Source organism: Shewanella sp. 38A_GOM-205m (assembly GCF_000518445.1).
GTDB lineage: Bacteria > Pseudomonadota > Gammaproteobacteria > Enterobacterales > Shewanellaceae > Shewanella > Shewanella algae.
Map to the genome: position 1 here is coordinate 20,194 of NZ_JADP01000034.1, position 23,670 is coordinate 43,863.

Annotated in this window: 21 protein-coding genes; 7 read left to right on the forward strand and 14 right to left on the reverse strand. The window is 53.3% G+C overall.

Going from position 1 to position 23,670, the window contains the following annotated elements; all coding sequences use genetic code 11:
• Window positions 1-263 precede the first annotated feature (263 nt).
• The 10 genes from N512_RS23840 to N512_RS0116890 form a co-directional block, all read right to left on the reverse strand.
• On the reverse strand, window positions 264-3,863 hold the full coding sequence (locus N512_RS23840) for a DEAD/DEAH box helicase (protein ID WP_051472846.1): 3,600 nt from the start codon (window positions 3,861-3,863) through the stop codon (window positions 264-266).
• Between the two features lie 16 nt (window positions 3,864-3,879).
• The gene (locus N512_RS0116845; protein ID WP_028781064.1) at window positions 3,880-4,314 is read right to left on the reverse strand and encodes a hypothetical protein; all 435 of its coding nucleotides are present in this window, start codon (window positions 4,312-4,314) and stop codon (window positions 3,880-3,882) included.
• An 89-nt stretch (window positions 4,315-4,403) separates the two neighbouring features.
• Entirely contained in the window at window positions 4,404-4,937 is a 534-nt protein-coding gene (locus N512_RS0116850; RefSeq protein ID WP_025010489.1) for a hypothetical protein, read from the reverse strand.
• Window positions 4,934-5,956, reverse strand: a complete 1,023-nt coding sequence (locus N512_RS0116855) for a hypothetical protein (protein ID WP_129978998.1) — start codon at window positions 5,954-5,956, stop codon at window positions 4,934-4,936. The genes N512_RS0116850 and N512_RS0116855 overlap by 4 nt, the downstream gene beginning before the upstream one ends.
• 158 nt (window positions 5,957-6,114) lie before the next feature.
• Window positions 6,115-6,540, reverse strand: coding sequence for a DUF7079 family protein (locus N512_RS23845; RefSeq protein WP_025010491.1), 426 nt, complete (start codon window positions 6,538-6,540; stop codon window positions 6,115-6,117).
• Between the two features lie 60 nt (window positions 6,541-6,600).
• On the reverse strand, window positions 6,601-7,758 hold the full coding sequence (locus tag N512_RS0116870) for an MFS transporter (RefSeq protein WP_028781065.1): 1,158 nt from the start codon (window positions 7,756-7,758) through the stop codon (window positions 6,601-6,603).
• Window positions 7,759-8,033: 275 nt separating this feature from the next.
• Window positions 8,034-8,354 carry a YdbL family protein gene (locus N512_RS0116875; protein ID WP_025890142.1) on the reverse strand — a complete coding sequence of 107 codons (321 nt, stop codon included), beginning with the start codon at window positions 8,352-8,354 and terminating at the stop codon, window positions 8,034-8,036.
• 30 nt (window positions 8,355-8,384) lie between these two features.
• Window positions 8,385-8,576 carry a YnbE family lipoprotein gene (locus N512_RS0116880; RefSeq protein ID WP_037475381.1) on the reverse strand — a complete coding sequence of 64 codons (192 nt, stop codon included), beginning with the start codon at window positions 8,574-8,576 and terminating at the stop codon, window positions 8,385-8,387.
• 20 nt (window positions 8,577-8,596) lie between these two features.
• Complete coding sequence (locus N512_RS0116885) at window positions 8,597-12,244, reverse strand: YdbH domain-containing protein (protein WP_028781067.1); 3,648 nt, start codon at window positions 12,242-12,244, stop codon at window positions 8,597-8,599.
• Window positions 12,245-12,267: 23 nt separating this feature from the next.
• Window positions 12,268-13,116, reverse strand: a complete 849-nt coding sequence (locus N512_RS0116890) for a D-hexose-6-phosphate mutarotase (protein WP_028781068.1) — start codon at window positions 13,114-13,116, stop codon at window positions 12,268-12,270.
• Window positions 13,117-13,321: 205 nt separating this feature from the next.
• Here N512_RS0116890 and N512_RS0116895 point away from each other — a divergent pair, with 205 nt between their 5' ends.
• The 3 genes from N512_RS0116895 (at window position 13,322) to N512_RS0116905 (ending at window position 16,297) form a co-directional block, all read left to right on the forward strand.
• Entirely contained in the window at window positions 13,322-15,121 is a 1,800-nt protein-coding gene (locus N512_RS0116895) for an acyl-CoA dehydrogenase C-terminal domain-containing protein (protein WP_028781069.1), read from the forward strand.
• A gap of 92 nt (window positions 15,122-15,213) precedes the next feature.
• Window positions 15,214-15,639 carry an HIT family protein gene (locus N512_RS0116900; RefSeq protein ID WP_197021467.1) on the forward strand — a complete coding sequence of 142 codons (426 nt, stop codon included), beginning with the start codon at window positions 15,214-15,216 and terminating at the stop codon, window positions 15,637-15,639.
• A gap of 106 nt (window positions 15,640-15,745) precedes the next feature.
• The gene (locus N512_RS0116905) at window positions 15,746-16,297 is read left to right on the forward strand and encodes an AAA family ATPase (RefSeq protein WP_028781071.1); all 552 of its coding nucleotides are present in this window, start codon (window positions 15,746-15,748) and stop codon (window positions 16,295-16,297) included.
• Between the two features lie 80 nt (window positions 16,298-16,377).
• Here the strand turns inward: N512_RS0116905 and N512_RS23250 are convergent, their stop codons facing one another.
• From N512_RS23250 to N512_RS0116920, 3 genes are all read right to left on the reverse strand, one after another.
• Entirely contained in the window at window positions 16,378-16,701 is a 324-nt protein-coding gene (locus N512_RS23250) for a hypothetical protein (protein WP_156029257.1), read from the reverse strand.
• A 107-nt stretch (window positions 16,702-16,808) separates the two neighbouring features.
• Window positions 16,809-19,046, reverse strand: coding sequence for a TonB-dependent receptor (locus N512_RS0116915; RefSeq protein ID WP_037475365.1), 2,238 nt, complete (start codon window positions 19,044-19,046; stop codon window positions 16,809-16,811).
• A gap of 26 nt (window positions 19,047-19,072) precedes the next feature.
• Window positions 19,073-19,300 carry a hypothetical protein gene (locus N512_RS0116920; protein WP_025010500.1) on the reverse strand — a complete coding sequence of 76 codons (228 nt, stop codon included), beginning with the start codon at window positions 19,298-19,300 and terminating at the stop codon, window positions 19,073-19,075.
• Between the two features lie 325 nt (window positions 19,301-19,625).
• Here N512_RS0116920 and N512_RS0116925 point away from each other — a divergent pair, with 325 nt between their 5' ends.
• The 4 genes from N512_RS0116925 (at window position 19,626) to N512_RS0116940 (ending at window position 23,116) form a co-directional block, all read left to right on the forward strand.
• Window positions 19,626-19,970: a hypothetical protein gene (locus tag N512_RS0116925; RefSeq protein WP_028781073.1), complete on the forward strand. Its 345-nt coding sequence runs from the start codon at window positions 19,626-19,628 to the stop codon at window positions 19,968-19,970.
• Between the two features lie 66 nt (window positions 19,971-20,036).
• Entirely contained in the window at window positions 20,037-20,411 is a 375-nt protein-coding gene (locus N512_RS0116930; protein ID WP_028781074.1) for a VOC family protein, read from the forward strand.
• 106 nt (window positions 20,412-20,517) lie between these two features.
• Window positions 20,518-20,892, forward strand: a complete 375-nt coding sequence (locus N512_RS0116935; RefSeq protein ID WP_028781075.1) for a hypothetical protein — start codon at window positions 20,518-20,520, stop codon at window positions 20,890-20,892.
• 187 nt (window positions 20,893-21,079) lie between these two features.
• A complete protein-coding gene (locus N512_RS0116940; RefSeq protein ID WP_028781076.1) occupies window positions 21,080-23,116 on the forward strand; it encodes a DNA topoisomerase III in 2,037 nt (678 codons plus the stop codon).
• Between the two features lie 10 nt (window positions 23,117-23,126).
• Here the strand turns inward: N512_RS0116940 and N512_RS0116945 are convergent, their stop codons facing one another.
• Complete coding sequence (locus N512_RS0116945) at window positions 23,127-23,318, reverse strand: DUF4250 domain-containing protein (RefSeq protein ID WP_025889513.1); 192 nt, start codon at window positions 23,316-23,318, stop codon at window positions 23,127-23,129.
• Between the last annotated feature and the right edge of the window lie 352 nt (window positions 23,319-23,670).

Consider the following 23,670-nt stretch of genomic DNA (forward strand, 5'->3'; position numbering starts at 1 on the left):
CAGACGTTGGAATAGATGGGGCAAGTATCTGAGCGCTCACAAGGTGAGTTGTCAGAGTTAAGTTTGCTCTTTGAGGGAAGATACGAACAAAAGGCTTGCCGTCGCTTTGATAAACTGGCCTTTACAATTAACCGGGCGCAGTTGAAGTTTACGGCTACTTGAAAGCCACACTCCGGATAAGTGAGCATGGCTTACCTGAGGGGTTATAGTCGTTTGGCGCCCGAACTCCATTTCGGGGCAGGCCCAAGGAAAACAGACAGTTATTAAACCGTCTGCTCGGTCTTGGGCGCGCGTTTGTGCCGTTTATGCCTTGATTGTTTATCATTGGGAGGCCGATTCTTTGACGGTTTTCCCATTGGTCTGTTGGGTGAATGTGTCGCTTTTTTGCCTGTAGCTTGTCTTGGGCTTTTGCCGTCGGCATCCGGTTTTCTTCGTAATCGGCAATGTTTGGGAATTCTGGCTATCACTTCGGCAAACAGGTTTCTGTATTTCCCGGCGGCGCCAGGGCGACTCAGAAACTCGAGATCGCCGAAGAAGAGCAGGCTTTGCTTGGCGCGGGAGCAGGCCACATTGAGTCGTTTCCAGTCGAGAATAAAGCGCAGGTTGCCCCGGGTTCGCACTGTGGAATAACAGACTATCTCATCTTCGCTGCCTTGAAAGCTGTCCACTGTATTGATGCGGATATTGAACTGACCCAGGCGATATTCCCCACTTGCCGCGGGCGATGATAACTCGCTCATCAGGGCACGGAACAGTCGTTTTTGGGCGCCATAGGGGGTGATGACGGCGATGCCCAGAGGCGTGGCAGGCTGATGAGTCACCCGGCTCTCAGTGGTGCTTTCCTGGAGATTATTTTTGTCTGCCAGATTCTTGATAAAGGTGACTATCGCCTCGGCTTCTTCGCGATTGTACTTACTGGTGCCTTCTTGTTGCTGTTGACCGGCGACATCTTTCCAAATCAAGGTGTGCGGCAGGACGAAGTCTTGTTCATTCAGTTGTCGGCCGTTGAACAGTTGTCGCTCACCGTCCGGGCTGTAAAAGAGCTCGGCGACCAGATCGCCTATCTTTTCCGGCATTCTGAACTGTTCAGCCAAAAAGCTTTTGCTTGTGGGCGGCAATTGTTCATAGAGGCCTTCAAAGAAACTGGTTTCCAGGAAACATTCGTTCAAAAAGGGTAATTCGTCATTGGCTTCATCTGTTTGCAGTAGCGGCGCAACGCTGGGAGGCAGTTGGAAATGATCGCCAATCAGTATCACCTTGCGGGCTCTGAGCAGAGGGATCATGAGTTCGGGTACCGTGGAGCGACCGGCTTCATCAATGATCACGAGGTCGAACCTGAGCTGATCTATGCTTTGACGTCTGGAAGCCAGTCCAACGCAAGTCGCGCCAACTAGATTATGATCTGCCAGTAACATCCAGTTGAGCTCTTTATCAAGCCTTTGTTGTTCCTGCTCTGTGCCCAAAACGCCGTAAAGCCAACGGTGAGCCAGCTCAGGCAAAGGTTCGGCTTCGGTTGTACAGGCCAGGGCACTGCGGCGACTTCGCTGTTCAAAGTCATTCAGTTTTTGTTTAATGGTGTAGTCGCCGAGTTTGCCACTGACCTTGTCATCGGCCCCAATTCTCAATAGCCGTACCTCTTGCTGCTCCAGCAAGGCTTGGTGTAAATCAATAAAGCGTGCCAGGGCGTTGTCCACCGCCGCATGTTGCTGCGATACCAATAATACCCGGGTCTCTGGACTATGGTGGAAAATCTGGTGCAGCATCTCCACTATGCAGGTGGTCTTGGCGGTACCGGGTGGCCCCTGGATCAGAGCAAGATACTGCTCACTGAGTGCTGTGCGGATAACCTGCTTCTGGCGTTCGGTCAGTTGGGTATTTTGCCAGCAAAGATCTGCGCGCAATCTGTGTTGCCAGAATGGATCCTGTTGCGGCGTATAGCTGCCCGGTGCCAGAAGTATCTGCTTTAGCCTGGGCTCGACCAAGGCATCGTTACGAAATGCATCCAAAGCCGCTTGTTGTCGCTGAAGCGCATCGTCAAACAGCTTGAGACTGAGCCGCAGGCATGTTTTTGTTGAACCGACCTGAGTGGATTGCAGCTCTTGTGCCCATTTTTGCGGCAACCTCAGCTGCATACTACCGGAATCGATAGTCACTTCGAGGCGGTTTTGTTGCCGGGCGGGAAGGGGATTGAGCCAGACAAATTCGCCTGCGGCGGTTTCGCCCCAGTATTCGAGGGTGCAACGAGGCGAAAAACCACTGCTTTGCTGCGCTTTGAACCCGGCTTTGAAATCCGCCAGCAGCTGGTGCTGACTGCCATCGACGATAAAGTGCAGCAGTAAGTCCTGCTCTTGCTCCTGCAGCTTGTCGGCCCGTCCCACTAAGGTGATATCCAACTGCGCCTGCTGATAATCGAGCACGCTTTGCCACTGACACAGCATTTTCAGTTGCGCCATCCGCGTCTGGCTGTCGGCTTCACTGCTGCTCAAGTGGTTGATAAAGGCGACAAGGGCACTGATACCATCCGGATTGGCCAGCACACTGGACTCAAGAGCACTGTCTGCCGGGATCAACATAAAGGGCAGCTCATACCCCTGACCTCTGTCTTCAAAGTCTTCGACATCGCTGACCCGCAAACAGGCTTGCTTGGTATCAATTTGGCAGTTCAGCGCCAGAGTGTGGCGGGCCAGTCGCAAGTCACCGCTGTGCTGTTCCATATCGGAATGGAGCAAGCGCCAGGGCGTTGGATCATCCGCCCGCAGCGCCATGAGCTCCTGCTCAGAAAATAGCTCTGAAGGCAGGTAAAGATAGAGTGAGCCTTCATCTGTGCCGCCGAGTTCGGCCGTGTCCAGCATATTGAGTTGAATTCTTCCCCGGGATTGCTGCTGGCCAGGGCTGGCGTCCAGCGTCAGGTTGTAAAGCTCTGGCCAGGCTTGTATCTGTTGGCCCGGTAGCAGTTCCAACATGGGGTTGGGGGTCATCTGCCTTGGCAGAAAGGCGGATATGGCCTTGCCTTGAGTATGGGCCAGATAACCTTTGGCTACCCGGCGTTCAATTTCGAATGCCATTGGCCTGGCAGACATTATCGCCTCTACCCAGGCGACACCTCTGGCGACACAGGCATAGAATAACCGGGTGCCATTCTTGCCGCTGCGTTGGTGAGTTATTTGCAGCGGAATGGCTTGTGGATCGTCATAGCTGAAAAACAGCTTGCGCTGCAGGTCGTTGCTCCAGCCCTGCAAGCCCAGGTTATTGCCAAGATGCAGCCTGCTGTTGAAGGGCAGGTCTGTATCCAGTTCATCTTGCTCTACCAGCACCACTTTCCCGACATAGAGCCATTCTGCGGGTAAGGTCGGGCTCGGTGGCGTAAGCTCATCCAGGTGTTTTTTGAGTTCAGATACCGAAGGCTCGGTGTCGAGCGTATCCCGCACGGCTTTGAGTTGTGCCAGATACCAGTCGAGATAGTCTTTGTAGGCAACCAGGCGGCTGCGGGCATCTTCTACCTGACAATAACTTTGCTGCAGCGCCCGGCGCCGATAGGGGCTCAGCCCCTCATCATTGAGCTCTGTGGCTATTTGCTCGGGTAACAGTTGGAGTTCGGCGTCTATCAGGCTGACTTTATTCAGCAGCTCATGATATTGAGCTTCCATTTTGGAGAAGAGTTGCTGCAACGATTGACTCAACTGTAGAGCTTGCTGCCTGTCGTGCTCTGCCGCCATGCGGCTATAACGCCGATTGAGAGCGTCTATGTCTCCGCGCAACTCGTCGTGGCGCTGATGCTCTTTAGCTGTGGCTCTATCGAACAACCAAGCGGTCGCAGTTGCTGTGACAGTAACCCCTATGCCTATGATGATGGCTGGCAGCACTCAATAAACTCCTGGATTAAAGGTTTGGCAATTTATGCAACAGTTGCAGCAGCTGATATTCTTCATCGCTGGCTTCACCCAAACTCACCTTACGGCGCAAAATCTCAATCGTTTGCTCGCGACTTTGATGATTCTGTTGCCAGCGTTGATGGGCCTGTTCATTGAGTTGATGTTCATTGTCGGCCTTGAGCCTGTCGAGGGCGATTTCCTGACAGCGCTCCTGATGTTTGAGTTGCGCCTGACGTAATTCGTTGTCGGACAGCTCTATCTCTTTTAACGCTTCGGCTTTTACTCTTTCAGTTTCCGCTCTGGCAGTTTCCAGTTGGTTGTAACTCTGATAAGCACTGACCGCCTCTTTGGCTAGTGCAACGACTTCTGCGCCGCTTAGCTCCGGGGTTTTGCTTTGTGGTTTGGCCGGGGACTTGGTGCCAATTCGGCTGGGAGTTTTCATTTGTGTATGCCCTCTGAACTTCAATAGCCTTGATTTAGGTGAATTAGGGTTGACGATAATGAATCGCAAATCTTTAACTAAGCTTGGTGTTACTCAAAAGCGCTGACCAAGCACAAGAGTTGTGCCTTCATTAACTCATCGGTCAGTCTGCTGAGTCGTCTGAGCTCTGGGCACTCACGGCGAGCGGTACTTCTCAGATGCTGCAACTGTCCAAGAAATAGCTCCAGACTCTGGCGGCGACTCTGTAGTTCTGCGACAAGTTGAGTCGTCAGGTGATTGTCGTGCTGTAATCTGTGTTGCAGCAGTGTCATGCGCTCCTCGGCCTCCATTTGCCAGAGCGTTTGCTCCAGTGCCATCTGTTTGCTGAGGTTTTTGAGTTGATGCTGCAACGTACGTTTTTGTGCTTGCAACTGCTCGGTGACTTCTTTGGCACGCTGCAGCTTAAAATAGGAGTTGAGGCAGTCAAGTACCGAAATGGCGGCATCGACCCACACCAATACAGGGTTAACCCCTTTGGCGCCGCGCATCAGTTGGTAACCTATTCGGCCAGCCTGGTAGAGCCTCGCCTGCCGGGCACTGCCAATTTCCAGGGTCTTACTGGCAAACAGTGAAACAGTTTTCATTGGTTTGGCTCCAACGAGGTTTCAAATTGTGCCTTGAGTGCCGCCATCAGCTGCGGCTTGTCGAGTCGCAGTGGGCGCAGGCTCTGGTTCAGCGTGATGTGACGACTAATGCCGGTATCAAGGGGCTCATCTTTCGTGCCGATGACCTGCAACAGTTCGCTTATGGGCTTTTCAGCGCTCTTGGGCCAACTAGCGTTGCCTTCAACTCGCTCGCTGGTGTTGATAATGGCGCCGCTCAACTGGCACAAGTGGAGTCGACTGGGAGGGGGACTTGCCAGTGTTGAATCGAGCAGGGGCGGCACAGTGTAATTAGCTTGATATTCGAGTGTCGGGGCTTTTAATAGCAGTGTGCCGCGTTTTTCCGAAGTTAATGATGTTTCGCTATCAAGCTCGACCCAGGCATAACGAAGCTCTGTTTCATCGCCGATAATCTCAAGCAGTGGCTGCCAGGCAGTACGCTGCTCCTGGAGCATTCTGTGATACTTGGTCGGACAAAGCTGTTGCATCAGCTCTGTTAGCTCCCCTTGATTTTCCAGGCTGGAGGCCAATCGGCGGTTCAGTCTTTGCTGTTGCAGCACCGTCTGAATATTCCAGTCTGTTTCGTACTCTCTCAAGGTCATCCAGGGTTCGGAGGGGTTATTTTTCAATAATAGTTGTTCATCGTGGCACCAAACGGGATTGAGTTGCGGATCCATCACATCAAGCCACAGCACAAAGCTCAGCTCGGTCAGCTCACAAGCCAGCGCCATCTGACTCCCTTGTGGGGTCAATTGGCGCAGATCATCTTCCAGCCAGCCGAGCGCACATAAACGTTCGAGTAGTGGCGTCAGTTGTGAGCTTGTCAGTGCCGTAACTTGCTGGATCTGTTCCTGGGTTACACCGTATAAGGTAAAAGATTGCAGCAAAAAACGTGAGACCTTACCCAGGATATCCAACTGTTGATGACGAAAGCTCAACCGATAACGACGCATGGGCAGAAGAATATTCAAAGGGGCTGGAAGGCTATTTGTATGGGCCACTGTTGGATCTTACTTATCTGTTTGAGCTGGAGGTTTATGTCATGAGAGACGGCGCAAACCTTAACACGAAAGTTGAAATAAAAAACCAGATATTGAGTGTTTTTTTGAAAAAATATTAATATATGCAACAGCTTGCATAAAATTGATTCAATATGATTTCAAAGCTTGTCAGCGAGTGTGTTATTGCGCCGGCTTTGGATCTGCAGCGACAAGAGTTGCCAATGAGGCGTCAGGTAACGGGCGAACATTCTTTGTGCCAGGCGCTGCTTCAATCTTTGCCAAAGGCCGGGAGGAGTAGTGAACTGCAACATAATACTCTCCTTGAGCCACTGCTCATCGAAACCGGCCCATTCGCCACAGACATCGAATAGATTGGGGCCGCACACAGGGGCAACTTCGCGGTAGAGAATATGCTCCAGTTCCGGCAGGGAATAGGGTGAAAGTGCACATACTCGGGTGATGCCGGGGTAGTGCAGGGCGACATCTGTATCAAGAAACAAGTCCGACAGTGCGCTCCATACCGCCTGGCGGGTGTGGAGCGTTTCTGCGTCTTCAAGCATGATCTGTGCGGGGGATTCAGCCATAGGGTCCTTCCTTTGGGGCTGCAGTCTGTGCCGTGAGGTTAACCAAAGCGGCAATCGACATCAAGTGTTGGCTGCCTGTGGTTCGCGGCGCCAACCCAGACTCATGGCGAGGAGCAAAGCCATCAGCGCCAGCAAGGCCCCGGCCAACGGAAGCTCTTTCAGTCCTGTGCCCAATGCCAGCAGAGTCCCGGCAATCCAGGCACCGAGGGCATTCCCCAGATTAAAGGCACTTTGGTTAAAGGTTGACGCTAACAAAGGCGCCTTGGCGGCACTCTTGACCACTAACATCTGCAGCATGGGGCAAAGCGCAAAGCCGACAACTGACCACAGCATCAGCAGCGGCACGGTTAACAGCAAGCTGCCGAGGCAAAAATGCAACAGGGTTAGAATGCCAATCAACGCCAGACTCAGGAATGTGAGCGAGGGCAGAAGTTTTCTGTCGCCGAGAAAGCCGCCAAGCAAACTGCCAAGAGACAATCCCAACCCCAAGGCAAACAGTACCAAAGTGATCTCCTTGGGAGAGGCGCCGCTAACTTGTCCCAAGGTTGGGGCAATATAAGTGAAAACACTGAAGAGGCTGGCGTTGGCCACCACGGATAAGGCCAGGCCGCTGAGGACTTTGCGGTTCTTTAGTACCTTGAGTTCATCTTTAAACCTTACCGTTTGCTGAACCAGATTGGCTGGCAGGTAAAACCACAACGCAACGAGTGCCAACAATCCTATTGCGGCAACTCCCCAAAAGGCGCTGCGCCAACCCAGTGCCTGACCTATGGCTGTACCCAGGGGCACTCCCAGGATATTGGCCAGGGTAACGCCCATAAAGACCAACGCAATGGCTTGGGTCCGTTTTTCCGGCCGGGACAAATCGGCAGCCACTATGGAAGCCAAACCAAAGAACGTGCCATGACATAAAGCGCTCAGTACGCGGGCCAGCATCAAGGTTTCATAGCCATTGACCAAGGCGCAGCAAAGGTTACCGCCAATAAACAGCAACATAAGCCCGAGTAGGGTGCGCTTGCGTGGGATCCGGGCAGTAGCCATCGCCAGTACAGGGCCACCGAATACTACGCCAAGGGCGTAGAAGGTCACCAACAGGCCGGCCTGAGGCAAGCTGACATTGAGTGACCCGGCGACTTCGGGCATTAAACCCATAATGATAAATTCGCTGGTTCCGATGGCGAAACTGGCGAGAGTTAACGCAAGAATAGCCAGTGGCATCTTGACTCCTGTGGATAGTGGCAAGCGACGAAAGATAGTGCTGCAGTCATAGTTCAGAAATAATTCAGCAAATGCGATTTTACGACCCGTCTGTGCTGCCACGCTCATGAAAACTTGTTATGGGGCTATGCCATGCGGGAATTGAAGGGTGGGGGCACCTTTGAAGCGACACAAGCGGGCTGCGCTTATGTCAGGGCCGGGGAATATTTTGATAAGGGTTAAAGCGATAAAAAAGGACCAGCATTGAGCCAGTCCTTATTAAAGGGGTTAACGGGTTATTTACGCACCCACTTGCCGGAAGCATCCTGCACTATATGACCTTTGTCGGCGGCAGCAATCGCCTTGGCGCCGGCGAGTTTGGCAACATCATCCACGGAAATCCCGTTTTGACGGGCGATTTTTTCATAATGTGCCCGACGTTTGGCATTGATATCCTTAACCAGTGCCGTCACCTCGGCGCTGGATTTGACCACACCCAAATAGCCGTTTTGCTGTTCACCCACCAACCCTTGGCTCTTGGCGTCCTGCAAACCTATGGCAAAGACGCAGAAACTCATCAACAGGGCGGCAGTCAGGGTCATCAACTTGGTTTTCATCTGTGTTTTCCTTTCGCGAATTCTGGCACCTTAGAAGAGTTCATCATTGGTCAGCAGCTGATCCAACTCTTTATCGACCTTAATGCGAATTTCATGTTCGATTTTCACATTCAGGTTGATAACGATTGGCTTATCCGGTGGCTCAATCTTGACCGTTGGGGTACAACCTGATGCCAGCAGCAAGGCTGCAGCCAGCGGCAGCAGAAATTTAATCTGTTTCACATTCATGTCCTTTTGTGTCCTCACTGCATGGAAGCTTCAATTTGGGTTTGAAGCTTGTCACCTATGGTCAGACTCCTGAGGAGCTGCAGCATGTTCTCCTCATGAGAGTAGTTCAAGTGGATAGGGCGTTCAATCCCCTCGGCCTTACCTTTTACTTCAACCTTGAGCCAGGCCTCACCATCCGGTGCCATATCGTAAGTGCTGGCCAGGGTAGAATATTGCAAGTGTTCGAGGGTGGAAAAGGCAAAGTCCAGATAGGGTTGCCCAGCGCGCATTTGGGCGACAGCCGGATTATTGCCGACCTTGATAAGTCCGCCTGGGGCACGGGCCGCCAGGCGGCCGCCTTTGACCGACACCTGGCCGTCGGTAATAAATACCGGCAAGACACCATCGAAAATACCGTCGGCGTAGATGCCTTCCTGAGGCTGGATGGCCAACAGTTCTTCCAGGCTCAGGCCCTGCAACACCAAATAGGCATTGGATGGCGCGTTGAGCCGCAAGCGGAAGCTGGGCAGCAGCATTTGTCCCTTGAGTAACTCGCCTTGGCCGCGCACCTGGATATCGGCATCCCGAAACCCGGGCAACAGCTTGGCTTGAGTGCTTTGGTTGCTGTCGAGTTCAGGGGTCAGGCTGAGCTGGCCTTCTAAACCCAGGTTGGTCAACAGCACTCCGGGGTTGAAGGCCTGTACCGAAGCCTTGAGCTGCTGACAGTTGAGCTCGGCCTCTGCCGGCGCCTTGGCTTCCTTGTCAAGGGTCAAACGGCACAATGCCGACAGGTTGGCGCCTTCAAATGGTAACTGACTGATACTGCCAGAGAGATCCGACAGCAGCGGGTTGAAATCCAGTTGCAATTGCAATGCTCGTCCAAGCCCTTCGAGCTTGAGGTCGGCAATCATATGGGTCTCGCCCCTGAGTACCAACTCAGGAGGCAAGGGCAGGTTCTTGGCCGCCAGCGCCTTGATATCTGCGAGATCCGTATCCAGGGTCCAGCGACTGTTCAAGCGGTAGCCAAGCGGATCTTTGGCCCGCTTGGGCCAGATGGGCATAAAGTCGTGGCGGCTGTGAAGCGGGATATTATCCAGTTGCCAGTTTTCTTCACTGATAAGACGGTTATCCTGCCAGTCAATGGTTTGGCTGAAGCTGCCATAGCCCAGATTGAGCAGGGTTTCGGTGCGAGGTCCGAGCTTGGTATGCCGGGTTTGGCTTAAGTTGAGCCCATCGAAGGCCAGATTCAGACGACTGGCAAAACGCTCATCCAAGAGTTGGCTCAAGAGTGGCAGATGCCGTTTTTGATTAAGGCTGGCATCCAGGGTTCGACTGAGCCCAGGGCTCAGGAGTGAGGTTTGGGCAATCGACAGTGCCAGCGGCCCGCTTTTAGCCTGCAATTCACCCAACTGGCTGCTGACCGCGGGCAAAGACAGCTTAAGTTTACCTTGGTTGAAGCTGCCACTGAGAGGGGCCAGCAGTGACAACTTAAAGCCCGAGAGTTGGATACTTTTATCCTCTATACCGGCTTGAATGGCGCCAGTGCTGAACCCGGGATTGGCCGCGAGGCTAAAGTCCAGTTGTTGCCCTTCGCTTGTCGGCTCCAGTGCCAGCTTACCGCTAAGCGCCATTGATGCGCCCTCATTGAGTTGCAATTCAGCTGCAGCCGACTGCCAGCGAAAACCGCTCGGCAGGGAGGCTTCAAGGCGCCAGTCTGTGCGTGCTTGTTCCAGTGGCAACTGCTCAAGGCTGAGTTGCAGCCCCTGAATGGCCTGTTGCAGCGCCAGTTCGAGTCGCTGCTCGGCCGACAAGGGCTTTGAGTTTGAGGAGTTTGGTGAGCTTGAGCCTGATGAGCCAGAGCTTGATAAACCAGAGCTTGAGAAGTCAGATCTTGATAAGCCAAAGCCCGGCGAATTTAACCCTTGAGGCTTGGCGCTTTGCGGCAAAGAAACAGAAGTGTCTTGCTGTGCTCTTGCGGCCTTTGGCAGTTGCAATTGCAGGTTTTCAAAGGACAGCTGCAAACTCGGCCGCTCGCCATTACTGAGCGCTGCCGGGCTCAATTCCGCAACACTTCGCCCATTAATTGGCGCACCGAACGACGCTTGCTGCTTCTCTGTCATCAGGGCGGGCAGTAACGGCCGCACTGTCAGACTCAGCAGCGATACCCGCATGGATGTCTCATTGCCCGTTGCCGCATTGTTCTTTGTATCAGTGACCTTGGCGGGTTTGAGCTCGGCGCCGAGGCCCTGATCAAGCGCCAGCTCAATTGCGGCGATAAGGGGTTTTACTTGTTTTTTTTCAGCTGACTCTTGCGCCAAGACTTGCTGCAGCTGCGCCAGTTGTGACTCGAGTTCCGCTGCCTTGGCTGCTGATGCTTGCGCGGGTGTTGCTGCGAGCAAGGCAAGCAGTGCTTGGCGCTGAGCCGGAGTGGTTGAAAGCGTGAGTCTCAGCGGCGCCAGCTCAAAAAACTGCTCGCTGGTGGAGCCCGAAAAGCGAAAGCGCAACCCTGCGCCATCACTATCCTTAACCTCAGCCTTGGCATTTGCACTGGCCTTGGGATTGGCATTGAAACTGGCAGCAACGTTGGAACTTGGGCACAGAGGGCTATCGGTCAATGAATTGTGTGCCTTAGCTTCCAGAGGCAGCGGCGTTATTTTAAGCGCCACTTGCTCGAGTCCCGGCATGGCAATAGTCGGCGTTGACCAGCAATGGCGCGAGTCTATGTTGCCTTGGGTCAAATCCAGAGTCAGTTGCGAGAAGAGATCTCCGCCAAGGCTCGGCATCAGCTCGGCATTCACTATTTCATCAAGTTTAAAGGCGCTGATGAGGGGCGCTGCGGCCGGGTCCTGCTCAACACTTGCCAGCGCCTGTTGCAGCGCTTTGAGATGCAGTTGACTGGTCAGTCGCCAGGCGGGGGCACCGTTGGTGAGTTTGGCTTTCAAGTCGGCGGTTAATGCCAGCAGCGGCGTCTCTTGTCTTGTTTGAGTTCCTGAGTGAGCCTCTTGTTGCCCTCCTTGTAACCGGGTGGCCAGCTCAGTAACCAGTTGCCCGGAAGGGCTGAGCTGCAACTTTTGCAGCACCAGAATAAAGCTTGGGGTTTTACCTGCCTTATCCAAGGTCAGCGACGTACTGGGTGTATCGGATACGCCGGCTTCGGGCAACAGGCTTATTCGGGTCGGCCCCAGGGCTATTTCGGGCACAGAGTTTAAGTCCAGCGCCAGACTCTGACCGCCATCATCACCGCCGGGCAAGAGTAGCTCAGGCGTCAAACTAAAACCGGCGTCTTGATAGCTGACTTTTTGAAGTTGCGCCATCAACCAGTCGATGGAGCCAGGGGGCGGCGTCGATGCTTCGCCTGTCAGCAATTGCCAAATCCGTTTTGCGCTGACAGGCGATTTGAGCTGGAGCCTGAGTTGATGAAACTCAAGCTCGCTGCCCCGGTAATCAAGCTTGAGATAATCGAAGCTCAGTCTGTCCCAGCCTTCAGGCGCCAGGCGCAACTCGTCGATACGAATATCTTGCGCAGCCAGGTATTGATTAATATGCGGCAACAGCCACTGCGGCCTTTCATACAGGGACCAAGCCAGCCCCATCAGCAGGGCACCCGGAAGCAGCACCAGCAGAAGCAACAGGCCAACAGCCCATACCGTCAGGCGTTTCTTGCTTGGGAGTCGATACCTCATTGGTGTTTCCCGGCCTTGGCCGCTCACTCCTGCCAGCGGATTTCTGTGGTCAGAGTGTGGCTCTGTTTGGGGCCTAGCACCAGTTTATCTTCCAGCACATTGGCGGCTTCCAGGCAGACCATGGACAGGTAATCCTGCTCTTGGAAACGGGCCAGCCGCTTGGACTTGTCTATCCAGGGATTCCAAAGCACCGCCGAGTGGCTCTGCTCACGGCTGACAAGAATAGTGCCGTTGGGGGTATGCAGCTTTTGCAGCTCGGACAAGCCGGTGTAAACCCGGTCGGTTTCGCGCTCAAAGCGCACTTCGTCCTCGACTTGTGCATACGGGCCTTCACCAAACTCGATATATTGGCTGCCGGTAAAGCCTGTGGCGCGCAGCTGGTGGATATCGCCGATGGGGAAATAAGTGTGCAGTGCCTGGGTCAGCGTCACGCTCTGCTCACCCAGGTTGCGGTTAATCAGGCTGACCCTGAGGCTGTCGCTGAGGACAAAGTCCAGCCGCACCTCGGTATCGTGGGGCCAGTAACCTTTGTCCTCGTCGCTGAGTTTAAGGACAAAGCTCAGCTCTACCCGTTCATTACTGATATGAGTTCGCTCAAGTTGCCACAGCCGGGTGCGGGCAAAGCCATGCTGGGGCCAGCCCTCATTGGCATGCATGCCAAACCAGGGCCAGCAGACGGGAATACCGCCGCGAATACCACTGCCCGGCAGATAGTCATCGGCAGGAGAAACCCACAGCAGCGGCGCCTTGCCCTTGGGCACAAAGCTATCTATCTGGGCACCCTGTAAAAAAATACGGCCGTAGCAGAGTGGGGTGTCGATTTCGATATAGTCCAGACCATTGGGGTGTTTGCGGGTGTTGACGCTGGCCATGCAGGATTCCTTTAGCGGGCGAACAGGATAATGCCCCTAGCTTACAAAGTTTTACAGCCCGAGATAAGGGGCTGTTCAAGCGAATTTACGCAGAGCGCTGTTCTTGTATTCAAAAAAAGTGATATAAAACTGGTCAGAGGTGCTGAGTTTTTACTCAGAATTGGCTAAGGTGAGACATCAATCACAGGGAAAAGGAAATAAGCATATGGCAAGTTATCAGCCGCCGATGCGGGATTACCGCTTTATTCTTGAACAGTTACTGGATATTTATCAGCAGCCAAAGCTGCAGGGGTTCGATGAAATCGACCCTGAGTTGGTCAATGCCATTCTCGAAGGCATGGCCGATTTCAGCACTGGGGTGATGCTGCCGCTCAACAGTGTCGGCGATCTGCAGGGCTGTCGTCTGGAAGCCGATGGGGTGAAAACCGCCGAGGGCTTTATCGATGCCTACCGCCAGTATGTGGATAACGGCTGGCCGACGCTGACCTGTGATCCCGAGTTCGGCGGCCAGGGCCTGCCCGAAGTGGTGGGTATCTTTGCCACCGAAATGCAGACCTCCTCCAACATGGCCTTTGCCATGTATCCCGGGCTGACCCACGGTGCATACAGCGCCATCTTTGCCCATGGCTCCGAGGCGCTGAAGGCCAAATATCTGCCCAAACTGGTGAGCGGCGAGTGGACCGGCACCATGAATCTGACCGAATCCCATGCCGGTACCGATCTGGCGCTGCTGCGCACCAAGGCCGAGCCCAGCACTGACGGCTGCTATCTTGTCAGCGGTGAGAAAATCTTTATCTCCAGTGGCGATCACGATCTGGCCGAAAACATAGTGCACCTGGTCTTGGCCAGGTTGCCCGATGCCCCGGCCGGGGTGAAGGGGATCAGTTTGTTCGCCGTGCCCAAATACTGGGTCAAGGAAGATGGCAGCCTGGGTGAGGCCAACAATGTCAAGGCCAGCGGCCTCGAGCATAAGATGGGCATTCACGGCAATTCCACTTGTGTGATGCTGTTCGACGGCGCCAAAGGCGAGTTGGTGGGCGAACCCCATCAAGGACTCAGAGCCATGTTCACCATGATGAATCAGGCGCGCATGGGCGTTGGGGTTCAGGGGCTGGGCGTCTCTGAAATCGCTTACCAGAACGCGCTGGCCTACGCCAGAGAGCGGGTTCAGGGGAGGGCACTGTCCGGCACCAAGGCGCCGGAGCAAAATGCCGATCCTATTCTGGTACACGGCGATGTACGGCGGATGCTGTTGTCGCAAAAAGTCTTCAATGAGGGCGCCCGCGCCCTTATCGGCCAGCAGGCGCTGTGGCTTGATGAAGCCGAGCGGCATCAGGATGCCGAGCAAAAGGCCAGAGCCAAAGCGTTGGCGGCGTTGTTTACCCCTGTGGTCAAGGGCTTTATCACAGATAGAGGCTTCAGCGCCTGTGTCGATGCCCAGCAGGTGTTTGGCGGCCATGGTTATATCCATGAGTGGGGGATGGAGCAGTTTGTCCGTGATGCCCGTATCGCGATGATTTATGAAGGCACCAATGGCGTGCAGGCGCTGGATCTGGTGGGGCGTAAGCTGATGGGTGACAAGGGTGCGGCGCTGAAACTCTGGGCCGCAGAGGTGGAGGCCTTTATTGAAGGCGCCAAACCCAAGGCCGCTCAAGATCCCCGGCTTGCCAAAGTGCTCGAAGGTTTGGGCCAGGCGGCAACGGATCTGCAGCGCGGTACCCAGAGCCTGATGGAGTTGGCGATGAAGAATCCCGACAACCTGGGCGCGGCCTCCATGCCTTATATGCAGCTGTTTGGCACAGCTGCGCTGGCGTGGATCTGGGCGCGGATGGCCGAGCTGGCGCTCGATGGGCTGGCAGATGATGCCGACGGTTTCTATGCCGGCAAACTGGCCTCGGCGGGTTTCTTTATGGACTACTATGTCAGCAGCGCCAGTGGCTATCGGCGTCAAATCGCCGCGGCCAGTGAATCCATCATGGCCTTCGACGACAGTTACTTCGGCTAAGCTTCAATACCAAAGGGTCGGTGCAACCGGCCCTTTTTTGTGGTACACCAATAGCTTCCAAGCCAATCGGTTCGTCAGTATGGAGTGACAAGATGGATCTGAATTACGACAACAACAATATTTTCGCCCGCATTCTTCGCGGCGAGTTGCCCTGTATCAAACTCTATGAAGATGAGCATACTCTGTCTTTCATGGATATCATGCCGCAAACCAAGGGCCACTTATTGGTGTTGCCCAAAGAGCCGGCCGTGACCCTGTATCAGTTGTCTGATGAAGCGGCGGCGGCCTGCATGCGTACCGTCAAACTGATGGGCAAGGCAGTGGAAAAGGCCATGGGTATCCCGGGCTCCACTGTGTTGCAGCACAACGGCAGCGCCGCCGGTCAGAGTGTGCCCCATGTACATTTTCATGTATTGCCCGGTCCGCTCAAAGGCCTGATGGAGCACGCGGCCCATCAGGGGGATATGGATGAGCTGCACACCATAGCCGACAGAATTCGCGCTTGTATCGGATCTTGAGTTGTTTTCCCCCGCCAGACAGCCGCCACAGGGCGGTTGTTTACTATTAGTGCTATCTCAATCTGCTTAAAGTCAGTTTGCCGTTGATGAGCAAAGAGAGGTTTGATTGCATAATCGCATTGTATTTACCGGTGGGCCGGGTTCAGGCAAGACGTCTGTCATCGACTTTTTGCAAAGCCTGGGTTACCCGAGTGCGCCGGAAGTCGGCCGTAAGGTGATAAAGGCTCAACTGGCGCAAGCTGGAAGGGCGCTGCCCTGGGATGACAAGAGCGCTTTTCGTGATGCCATGGTTGATGAAGAGCTGACGCGTTATCAAACCTTCAGCGGCGATGACGGCATTATCTTCTTTGACCGCAGTATGCTGGATTCCTACGGTTATAGCCTGCTTGAGAACTTAACTATTCCCGAGAGTTTGCTGAGTCATTGCCGTGAGCTCGTTTATCACCCAAGGGTATTCATCTTTCCGCCCTGGCAAGCCATTTATGCCAATGATATGGAACGTAAGCAGGACTTCAGTGAAGCGGTGGCGACTTATCATGCGATGCAAAAAGCCTATGAGGCTTTCGGTTATGAGTTAATTGAAGTGCCCAGATGGTCGGTTGCGAAGAGAGCCGGTTTCATTTTGGCCAAAGTGAGCGAGGCACTGCAAACGCCCTAAGCCGTCGCTCACATTTTCTCCGTTACTTTCTGTTTCCCTGCCATTCAACCTGAGGTTCCGGTTTAATCCCCGGGCCGACCCTACCAAACGCTCAGTTTAAATATTGCTAAAATCACAGCACAGGTCAGCAGTCCAAGACCGCCCAAAACACAAACCACTTTGTCAGGGTAGCGTGAACCCAGTTCGGGAAAGAGGATAGCGCCCAGGCTGAAGCTTGGGATCATCTCGTACAGTAACCCCATTCTCTGGTTGCTTGCCGGTGCAAATGGCGGCAGGTAGAAGTAACAGAGCAGATAAATAGCCAAGGTGACAATCGCGAGCCATTCATAGCCCTGAAAGGGCTCATCGGCCTTGAGCAGACGGCGCAGCAGGACAATCATAATCGCCGCGATTAAAAGTAGCATGACACTTCCCTGTAAATAAATTGGCCGCCACAAACTAAGGGATCCGAGCTGAGCTGACAAGCGCAAAAGAGAAAAAGCGCCGCAGGGGCGACGCTTTTTGAGGTCATTTACCAGCTCAGGTGGTAATTGATGGCAAAAGTGCGGCCACGGCCGTGATAGTCAAACATCTTCTCCGGGCCGTAAGTCGGGCTGTAGAAGTAAGCGGCTCGCTGGCCCCAAAGGGTGCTGTAGTCCTTATCAAGCAGGTTTTCGATGCCATAGCTCAGGGTGCCGACTGCCAGTTCGATGGAGCCGAGCAGATCCAAAGTGGTATAGCTGCCTAACTCACTTCTCTGGCCATCATTTGCCTTGAAGCGATAGTCAGAGTCGGCGCTGAAGCTGTGCTCGGCCTGCAATCTTAACTGTTGGCTGTCACCGCGCCAGGCGATAAAGGCCGTGGCCTTGGAAGGTGAAGCATAGGTGACTGTCTCATCAATCCAGTCGGCGCCATTTTTGATTTCACTGCGAACCAGATGCAGGTTGCTGCCCACCTGCCAGGCGCTGCTGATATCGAAGTTCAGCTGGGCTTCCAGGCCATAGGTGCGTTTATCCTTGTCCTTGACTTCTATGGTCAGATCGCTGCGATTGACCTCAATCACCTTATCCGAGATGGCGTAATACAGACTGGCCTGGGCCTGCCAACGGTCGGCCAGATAGCGCCAGCCCAGCTCAAAGGAGTCGGTCTTGATGCCATCGAGGCGGGAATCATTGATATTAATGCTGTTGGTCAGCTGCAGATAACCATCGGCATTGGCCTGATAGCTGCCGCGACCATAGTATTTGGACAGATCCGGCAGCTCAAAGCCCTGTGAGTAGGCAAGCCACAGTTGCTGATCCCGACTCAGTTTAGCCACCAATCCCAGGTTAACCAGGCCGACATGGTAGTCTGTGCTGCCGCCCTTGATAACATCGGCGCCCGGCGCCTTACCTTGGGCAATCGCCACCTGTTGGTTATAGCCGATAAAGTCATCGACGCTGTTGTCCATCTGCTGATAACGATAACCTGCGTTGAGCACCAGATAGTCGTTGATATCCCAGCTGCCCTGCAGGAAGGCTGCGATGGACTCGACACTGAAGTCGACATATCGGCCTGTGGTAAACAGCTCCTTCATGGTCAAACCGCCACTCTGGTTGGCGGCGTCGAGATCAAAACTCATCTGATCCGAGTCGAAGCTCTCCTTGTCCCAGTCGATGCCCCAGGTGAGTTTGAGGCTGTCGCTGGGCTTGGATTCCAACACGGCTTTCAGGCCATAAATGCCGGTGTTTTGTGACGAGGCCGAGAAGTTGTAAACCCCGAGGGTTTCACTGACGTAAGGGAAGGGGTGAAAGTCGAGATCTTCCTTGCGATAAAAGCCTTGCAGGTACAAGGTTTGGCCGAGAAAATCAGCCTGGGTATAGCTGAGGTTAAGTAAGGTACGATCGGTTTTGGGACTGCGATCGGCATTCAATCCCTTGCGGCTTTCGAGCAGGGAAGCATCTGAGGTGACACCGCTGAAGTTTTCCCCCATATAGAGGCCGTGGTCGCCATCGGACTCATTGTTGTAAAACTGCACCATGGCACTGAGGGTGGCATTGTTTGGTAGGCTCCAGTCCAGATTGGCCATCAGATCATAACCTTGGGTGTACTGCATGCCGGTTTGGGTGATATCCGGCATCACCTGATTGCCGCTGCCGTCGAACCATTGGCCATTTTTCTGCCAGGCGGCACTGAAACGTCCCTTGAGGGTATCACTGCCTCCGGCCACGGCAAAGGCGGCGCGGTAATCCAAGTCATCACTGCCGTTAAAACCCGATTTGAAACCTGCTTCGGCTTCAAAGGTATCCTGGCTGTCGGCGGCTTTTTTGGTCACTATATTGATAGCGCCGCCCAAAGCTCCACCGCCATAGAGGGCTGAGGCGCCGGCCAAGACTTCAATGCGGGCGATGTTAAAGGGATCTATGCTGTCCAACTGGCGGCTGATCCCTCTGGAGGTGTTCATGGATACGCCGTCTATCAGCACCACCATGGCGCGGCCGCGCATGTTCTGACCAAAGTTGGTTCGGCCCTGGCTGGATACGTCCATGGAGGGAACCAGGGCGGCCAGCATTTCTTTCACGCCTTTGCCGCTGTCTATCTGCTCGCGGATGCTGTTTTCATCGATTAACCAAACCGTGCTGGAGAGCTCGCTTATCTGGGTAGGGGTACGGTTGGCACTGACCACCATGCGCTCCATCTGGGTTTCTTCGGCCATGGCGGCCCCCATCAGCAGCAATTGACTGCTGACAGCAGCGGCGACAAGGCTCATCCGAACCATGGATTTGGGCATAACATTCTCCTAAACAACTCAAGGGGTTAAATGAGGCACCAGACAGGGATCCAGCAGGCAAACACCAGGCTGAGCGTCTTCTTGCCGGGTTGGTATCCCAAGGCTAAAGACAGCACCAAGCCTGGTGCCAACAGCAGGATCAACAGCCGGGCATCCAGCCCAAAACTGGCCAATACCAGCATGATTGCCAGCAAGACCAATCCCTCACACCAAAGCAGTTGGTTACAGCGCAACAACAGCGGGGACGTTTCCATATTATTTGGCCTCCTGAAAGATGTTGCATTTTAATTGCAAACAAGAATAGTTCGCAATTGAATTTACGCTGAGTGATGGAAAAGTGAGCTTATGGAGGTATGAATATTTCCATAATTAAATCATGGGTATGTGAAGATATCTTCGAATAATGCTTTGAAGGAGGACCGCAGGTGGGACACTTGGTTTTGACTGTCGGAAAAATAGGGGCTTGCTATTGGCCTGGAAAGTCTCGGCCGGGCTTTCATGGTTGATTTCAGCCGCTGATAGGGCATAGATTACGGCAAGGTAGAAAGGGAAATACTGAGAAAGGTTGTATTCAACACTATGGACAAGTTACTGGAAAATCTGTTTTCAAAGCGCGCTGATGAGCTGGATGCCTTGCTGGATAAAAGGGATGAAGCGGCATTCGATAATGCTTGGGTGCATTTAAATCAGCAAGTAGGCGAGGTTGATGCTCACTTGGATAACAGCTTGGATAACAAATTTGATAGCAAAGCGTTGTTTATAACATTGTCCGAAGCGACCAATTGCCACGAGATATGCTGTTATATCGCAGATGACCTGGAGCTGATTGAGAAAGCTCGGACCATGGGCTTGGAGTCAAAGTTTCTGGATTATTTAAAACAAAGCTATCGGCAAGGTCAGGTGCCATGCGAATGGTTAGGCTAAAAAACAGACTCGCTCTTTCGTATCGGCGGCGTTGCCGGCTTGAGCAGATTTCAGGAGACTTGCTTGATGAAAGTGAAACGAATCGTAGCCAATGTGGCCGCTGCCGACCTGGACGCAGGCCAAGTATTTTATGAATCGATTTTTGGTCTTGAGCTGGTTATGGACCATGGCTGGATTAAAACCCTTGGCTCAGCTGAAGAGATGAAAATTCAAATCAGTTTGGCAACCGAAGGCGGCTCAGGGACGCCGGTGCCAGATCTCTCTATTGAGGTGGACAATCTTGATTTGGTGCTTCATCGGCTGAAAGCGCAAAACATAGAGATTGAATACGGGCCAATCTCAGAGCCTTGGGGGGTGCGCCGCTTTTATATCAGAGATCCATTTGGGAAATTGCTCAATGTACTTCAACATGATCCGGATATACTCCTAACTTCAAATTGAATAGTGGATGATTTTACTTAAATAACCCATTGATTTCACTATGGTAAATCCAGGTGAATTGCTTTTACCCCGGGGCAGAGCGTCGGGCCAATAAGGAATTAAGCAGATGCAGTTACCCATAGAGTATTGCTGGTTGAGAGCGCATAAATTTGCAGGACTCATGCCTTGGTGGTTTATCGATGAACCCGGCGGACCCGGGCTGAGAATGGAATACCAAAAAGAAACCGGGGAGGACTTCTATCCCATCGCCAGGCGGCAAGACAATGACAGCGTGGCCGGGTTTAAAGTGATTGACGGCGAAATACAAAAAGAGCTGGTCTCTGTCCATTTAACCTGGACAGGAAAGCGCGAACAGCAAGGTTTTCCGGCCAGGGCCGTGTACAAGGATATTTTTTCCTGGTTGTCAGAAGAAGTCCTTCCCGAAACGGCTGACTGGGTAAGTGAAGAATTCCTGGCGGAGCTTGAGGAGGAAAATAGATAGCTGCGCTGTGTTTAGTTGCATTGTTTAGTTGCCTTGTTCAATCACCTTGTTCTATCAACTTTGCCCAATCAAGCTTAGTTAATCATGCCATTACCCACAGAGGGTTTGCAGCCGACAGATGACTTGGCTAGAATTACTGTAATTTTATCCAGTAATACTGTTCAGTGACAGTCAAAGGACGCAGTGGATGATCCTCTATATCGCCGAAAAGCCCAGCCTTGGGCGTGCCATCGCCGAGGTGCTCCCCAAACCCCATCGCAAACATGAGGGCTATATCGAGCTTGGCAACGGTGATTGTGTTTCCTGGTGTATAGGTCATCTGCTGGAGCAAGCTGAGCCGGATGCTTACGATCCCGCCTACAAGTCCTGGCAGTTGGAACATCTGCCGATTGTCCCGTCCGATTGGCAGATTAAACCCAAAGCCAGCAGTCGCGGCCAACTCAGTGTCTTGCGTAAATTGGTCAAGCAGGCCAGTGAGTTGGTCAATGCCGGCGATCCTGACCGGGAAGGGCAGTTGTTGGTGGATGAAGTGATTGCCCATCTTGGGGTCAAGGGCGATAAGTTGGCAGCGGTTAAACGCTTGTTGATAAGCGACCTCAACCCGCAGGCGGTAAAACGCGCCCTGGGGCAGATGCGCAGCAACCGCGAGTTTGTGCCATTGTCGACTTCGGCACTGGCGCGTAGCCGAGCCGATTGGCTCTACGGCATGAATATGACCCGTGCCTATACCTTGCAGGGGCGCAAGGTGGGCTATCAGGGTGTGCTGTCGGTCGGTCGGGTGCAAACCCCTGTGCTTGGTTTGGTTGTCCGGCGCGATCTGGAAATCGTGGCCTTTGTGCCCAAACCTTTTTATGAAGTACTGGCCCATCTTAGCACCCAAGAGGGGAGCTGTTTCAGCGCCCGTTGGCAGCCCAGTGAGGCCTGTCAACCTTGGATGGATGAGGAGGGGCGGGTGCTCTCCCGCGGTTTGGCGATGAATGTGGTCGGCAGGATCACCGGCCAACCCGGCCGGGTTGACGAGCTGGAGCGCAAGCAAAGACACCAGGCACCGCCTTTGCTCTACAGTCTGTCTGCGCTGCAGATTGATTGCGCCAAACGCTTCGGTATGAGCGCTAAAGAGGTGCTGGATACGGCGCAGTCCCTGTACGAACGGCATAAATTGATAACCTATCCGCGCTCCGATAGTCGTCACCTGCCCAAGGCGCAGTTACAGCTGGCCCCGACAGTCTTGAATGCCATTACCCAAGGGGCGGCAGAGCTGCTGCAAGGCTGTGAAGCGCCCAATCCCGCCCTTAAGTCCAAGGCCTGGAATGATGCCAAGGTGGACGCCCATCACGCGATAGTGCCTACGGAAAAGACGGCTAACCTCGGTGTGTTGTCACAGCGTGAGCGTCAGGTGTATTTGCAGATTGCCCGTCAGTATTTGGCGCAGTTTTACCCTAATTATGAGTACCTTGAAACCCGAGCTGTGATCGACATTGTCGGAGGTTGCTTCATGGCCAAGGCCAAACAGCCATTGAAACAGGGTTGGAAGCAATTGTTTGGCAAACAAAAAGCCGACGATGAAGCGGAAGATATTCAAACCAGCTTACCTGAGCTGACTCAGGGGCAGATACTGGATTGCCTTAAGGGTGAATTAGTGGAGAAGATGACCCAGGCCCCCAAGCATTTTACCGATGCCACACTGCTGGCGGCGATGACAGGAATAAGCCGCTATGTGAAAGACCCAGAGATCCGCAAAATTCTCAAGGAAACCGATGGTCTGGGCACAGAAGCGACCCGCGCCGGGATCATTGAACTCTTGTTTAAACGCGGCTTTTTGAAACGTCAGGGCAAGAGTATTTTGGCTACCGAGGCCGGTAGCGGGCTTATTCAAAGCCTGCCTGAAGTGGCCACCACGCCGGATATGACGGCGCTGTGGGAAAGTAGCCTGGATGCGATTTGTCACCGTGAGCTTAAATATCAGGCCTTTATGCAACCCTTGACGGCTAAACTGGGCGAGCTTATTGAGCAGGCCAAGGCACAACTGCCTACGGCCTTGAGTGGCGTGAAAAGTACAGGCTTCAAAGGACGTAAACGTCGCAGTGGCGCTTATGCCGGCAAGGCCGGTGCCCCCAAGGGCACAAGCACCAAGAAGAGCACTGGCGTTAAGACCGGAACTGGCAAGCGCAGCTATCGCTCAGCGACCAAGAGCAAAACCAAAGCCCAGTCCGCAACGTCCTGAGAACTTGGGGTTATTTCAAGCGTCGGTATTGGTTGGACAGGGCATGGTACTCGTATCCCAGTGCACTGAGCTTATGCTCGAGCTGGGCAGGTGACAGGTCAAGTTCGTAATAAAGTGCATCTCTGTCCGGGCAGTGCAGTCTCAGTTTCTCATTGACTATGCCCAGCAGTATTTCGGCGGGCAGATGTTGCAGGCTTTCCATATTCCCTCCAGGTGTCAGCGGTTGACTGTTTCATAATGCAATAGAGTTAGCTTGGGTTGCAAATCTTGCCTGAGTATATTTAAAGTTTCATAAAATCAATATCTTAATAAAGCAATTTCATTTTCTATTCCCGGTGGTTTTGCCTTTGTTTTATCCCCCCCTTTTTATCAACTCTTGTTACATCAAGCATTCGTGATGATTCGAACCGAGTCAGCTTTAACCGTATAAAAATCAAACCATTACTCTTGCCTGTGTGGCAGTAGACTCTGCTCTTGTCGATACGCATGCATCTCTTTTGCTGCATAAACTGCTCGCTTGTTACAACGATATTTAATTCTTCTCACGGCATTTA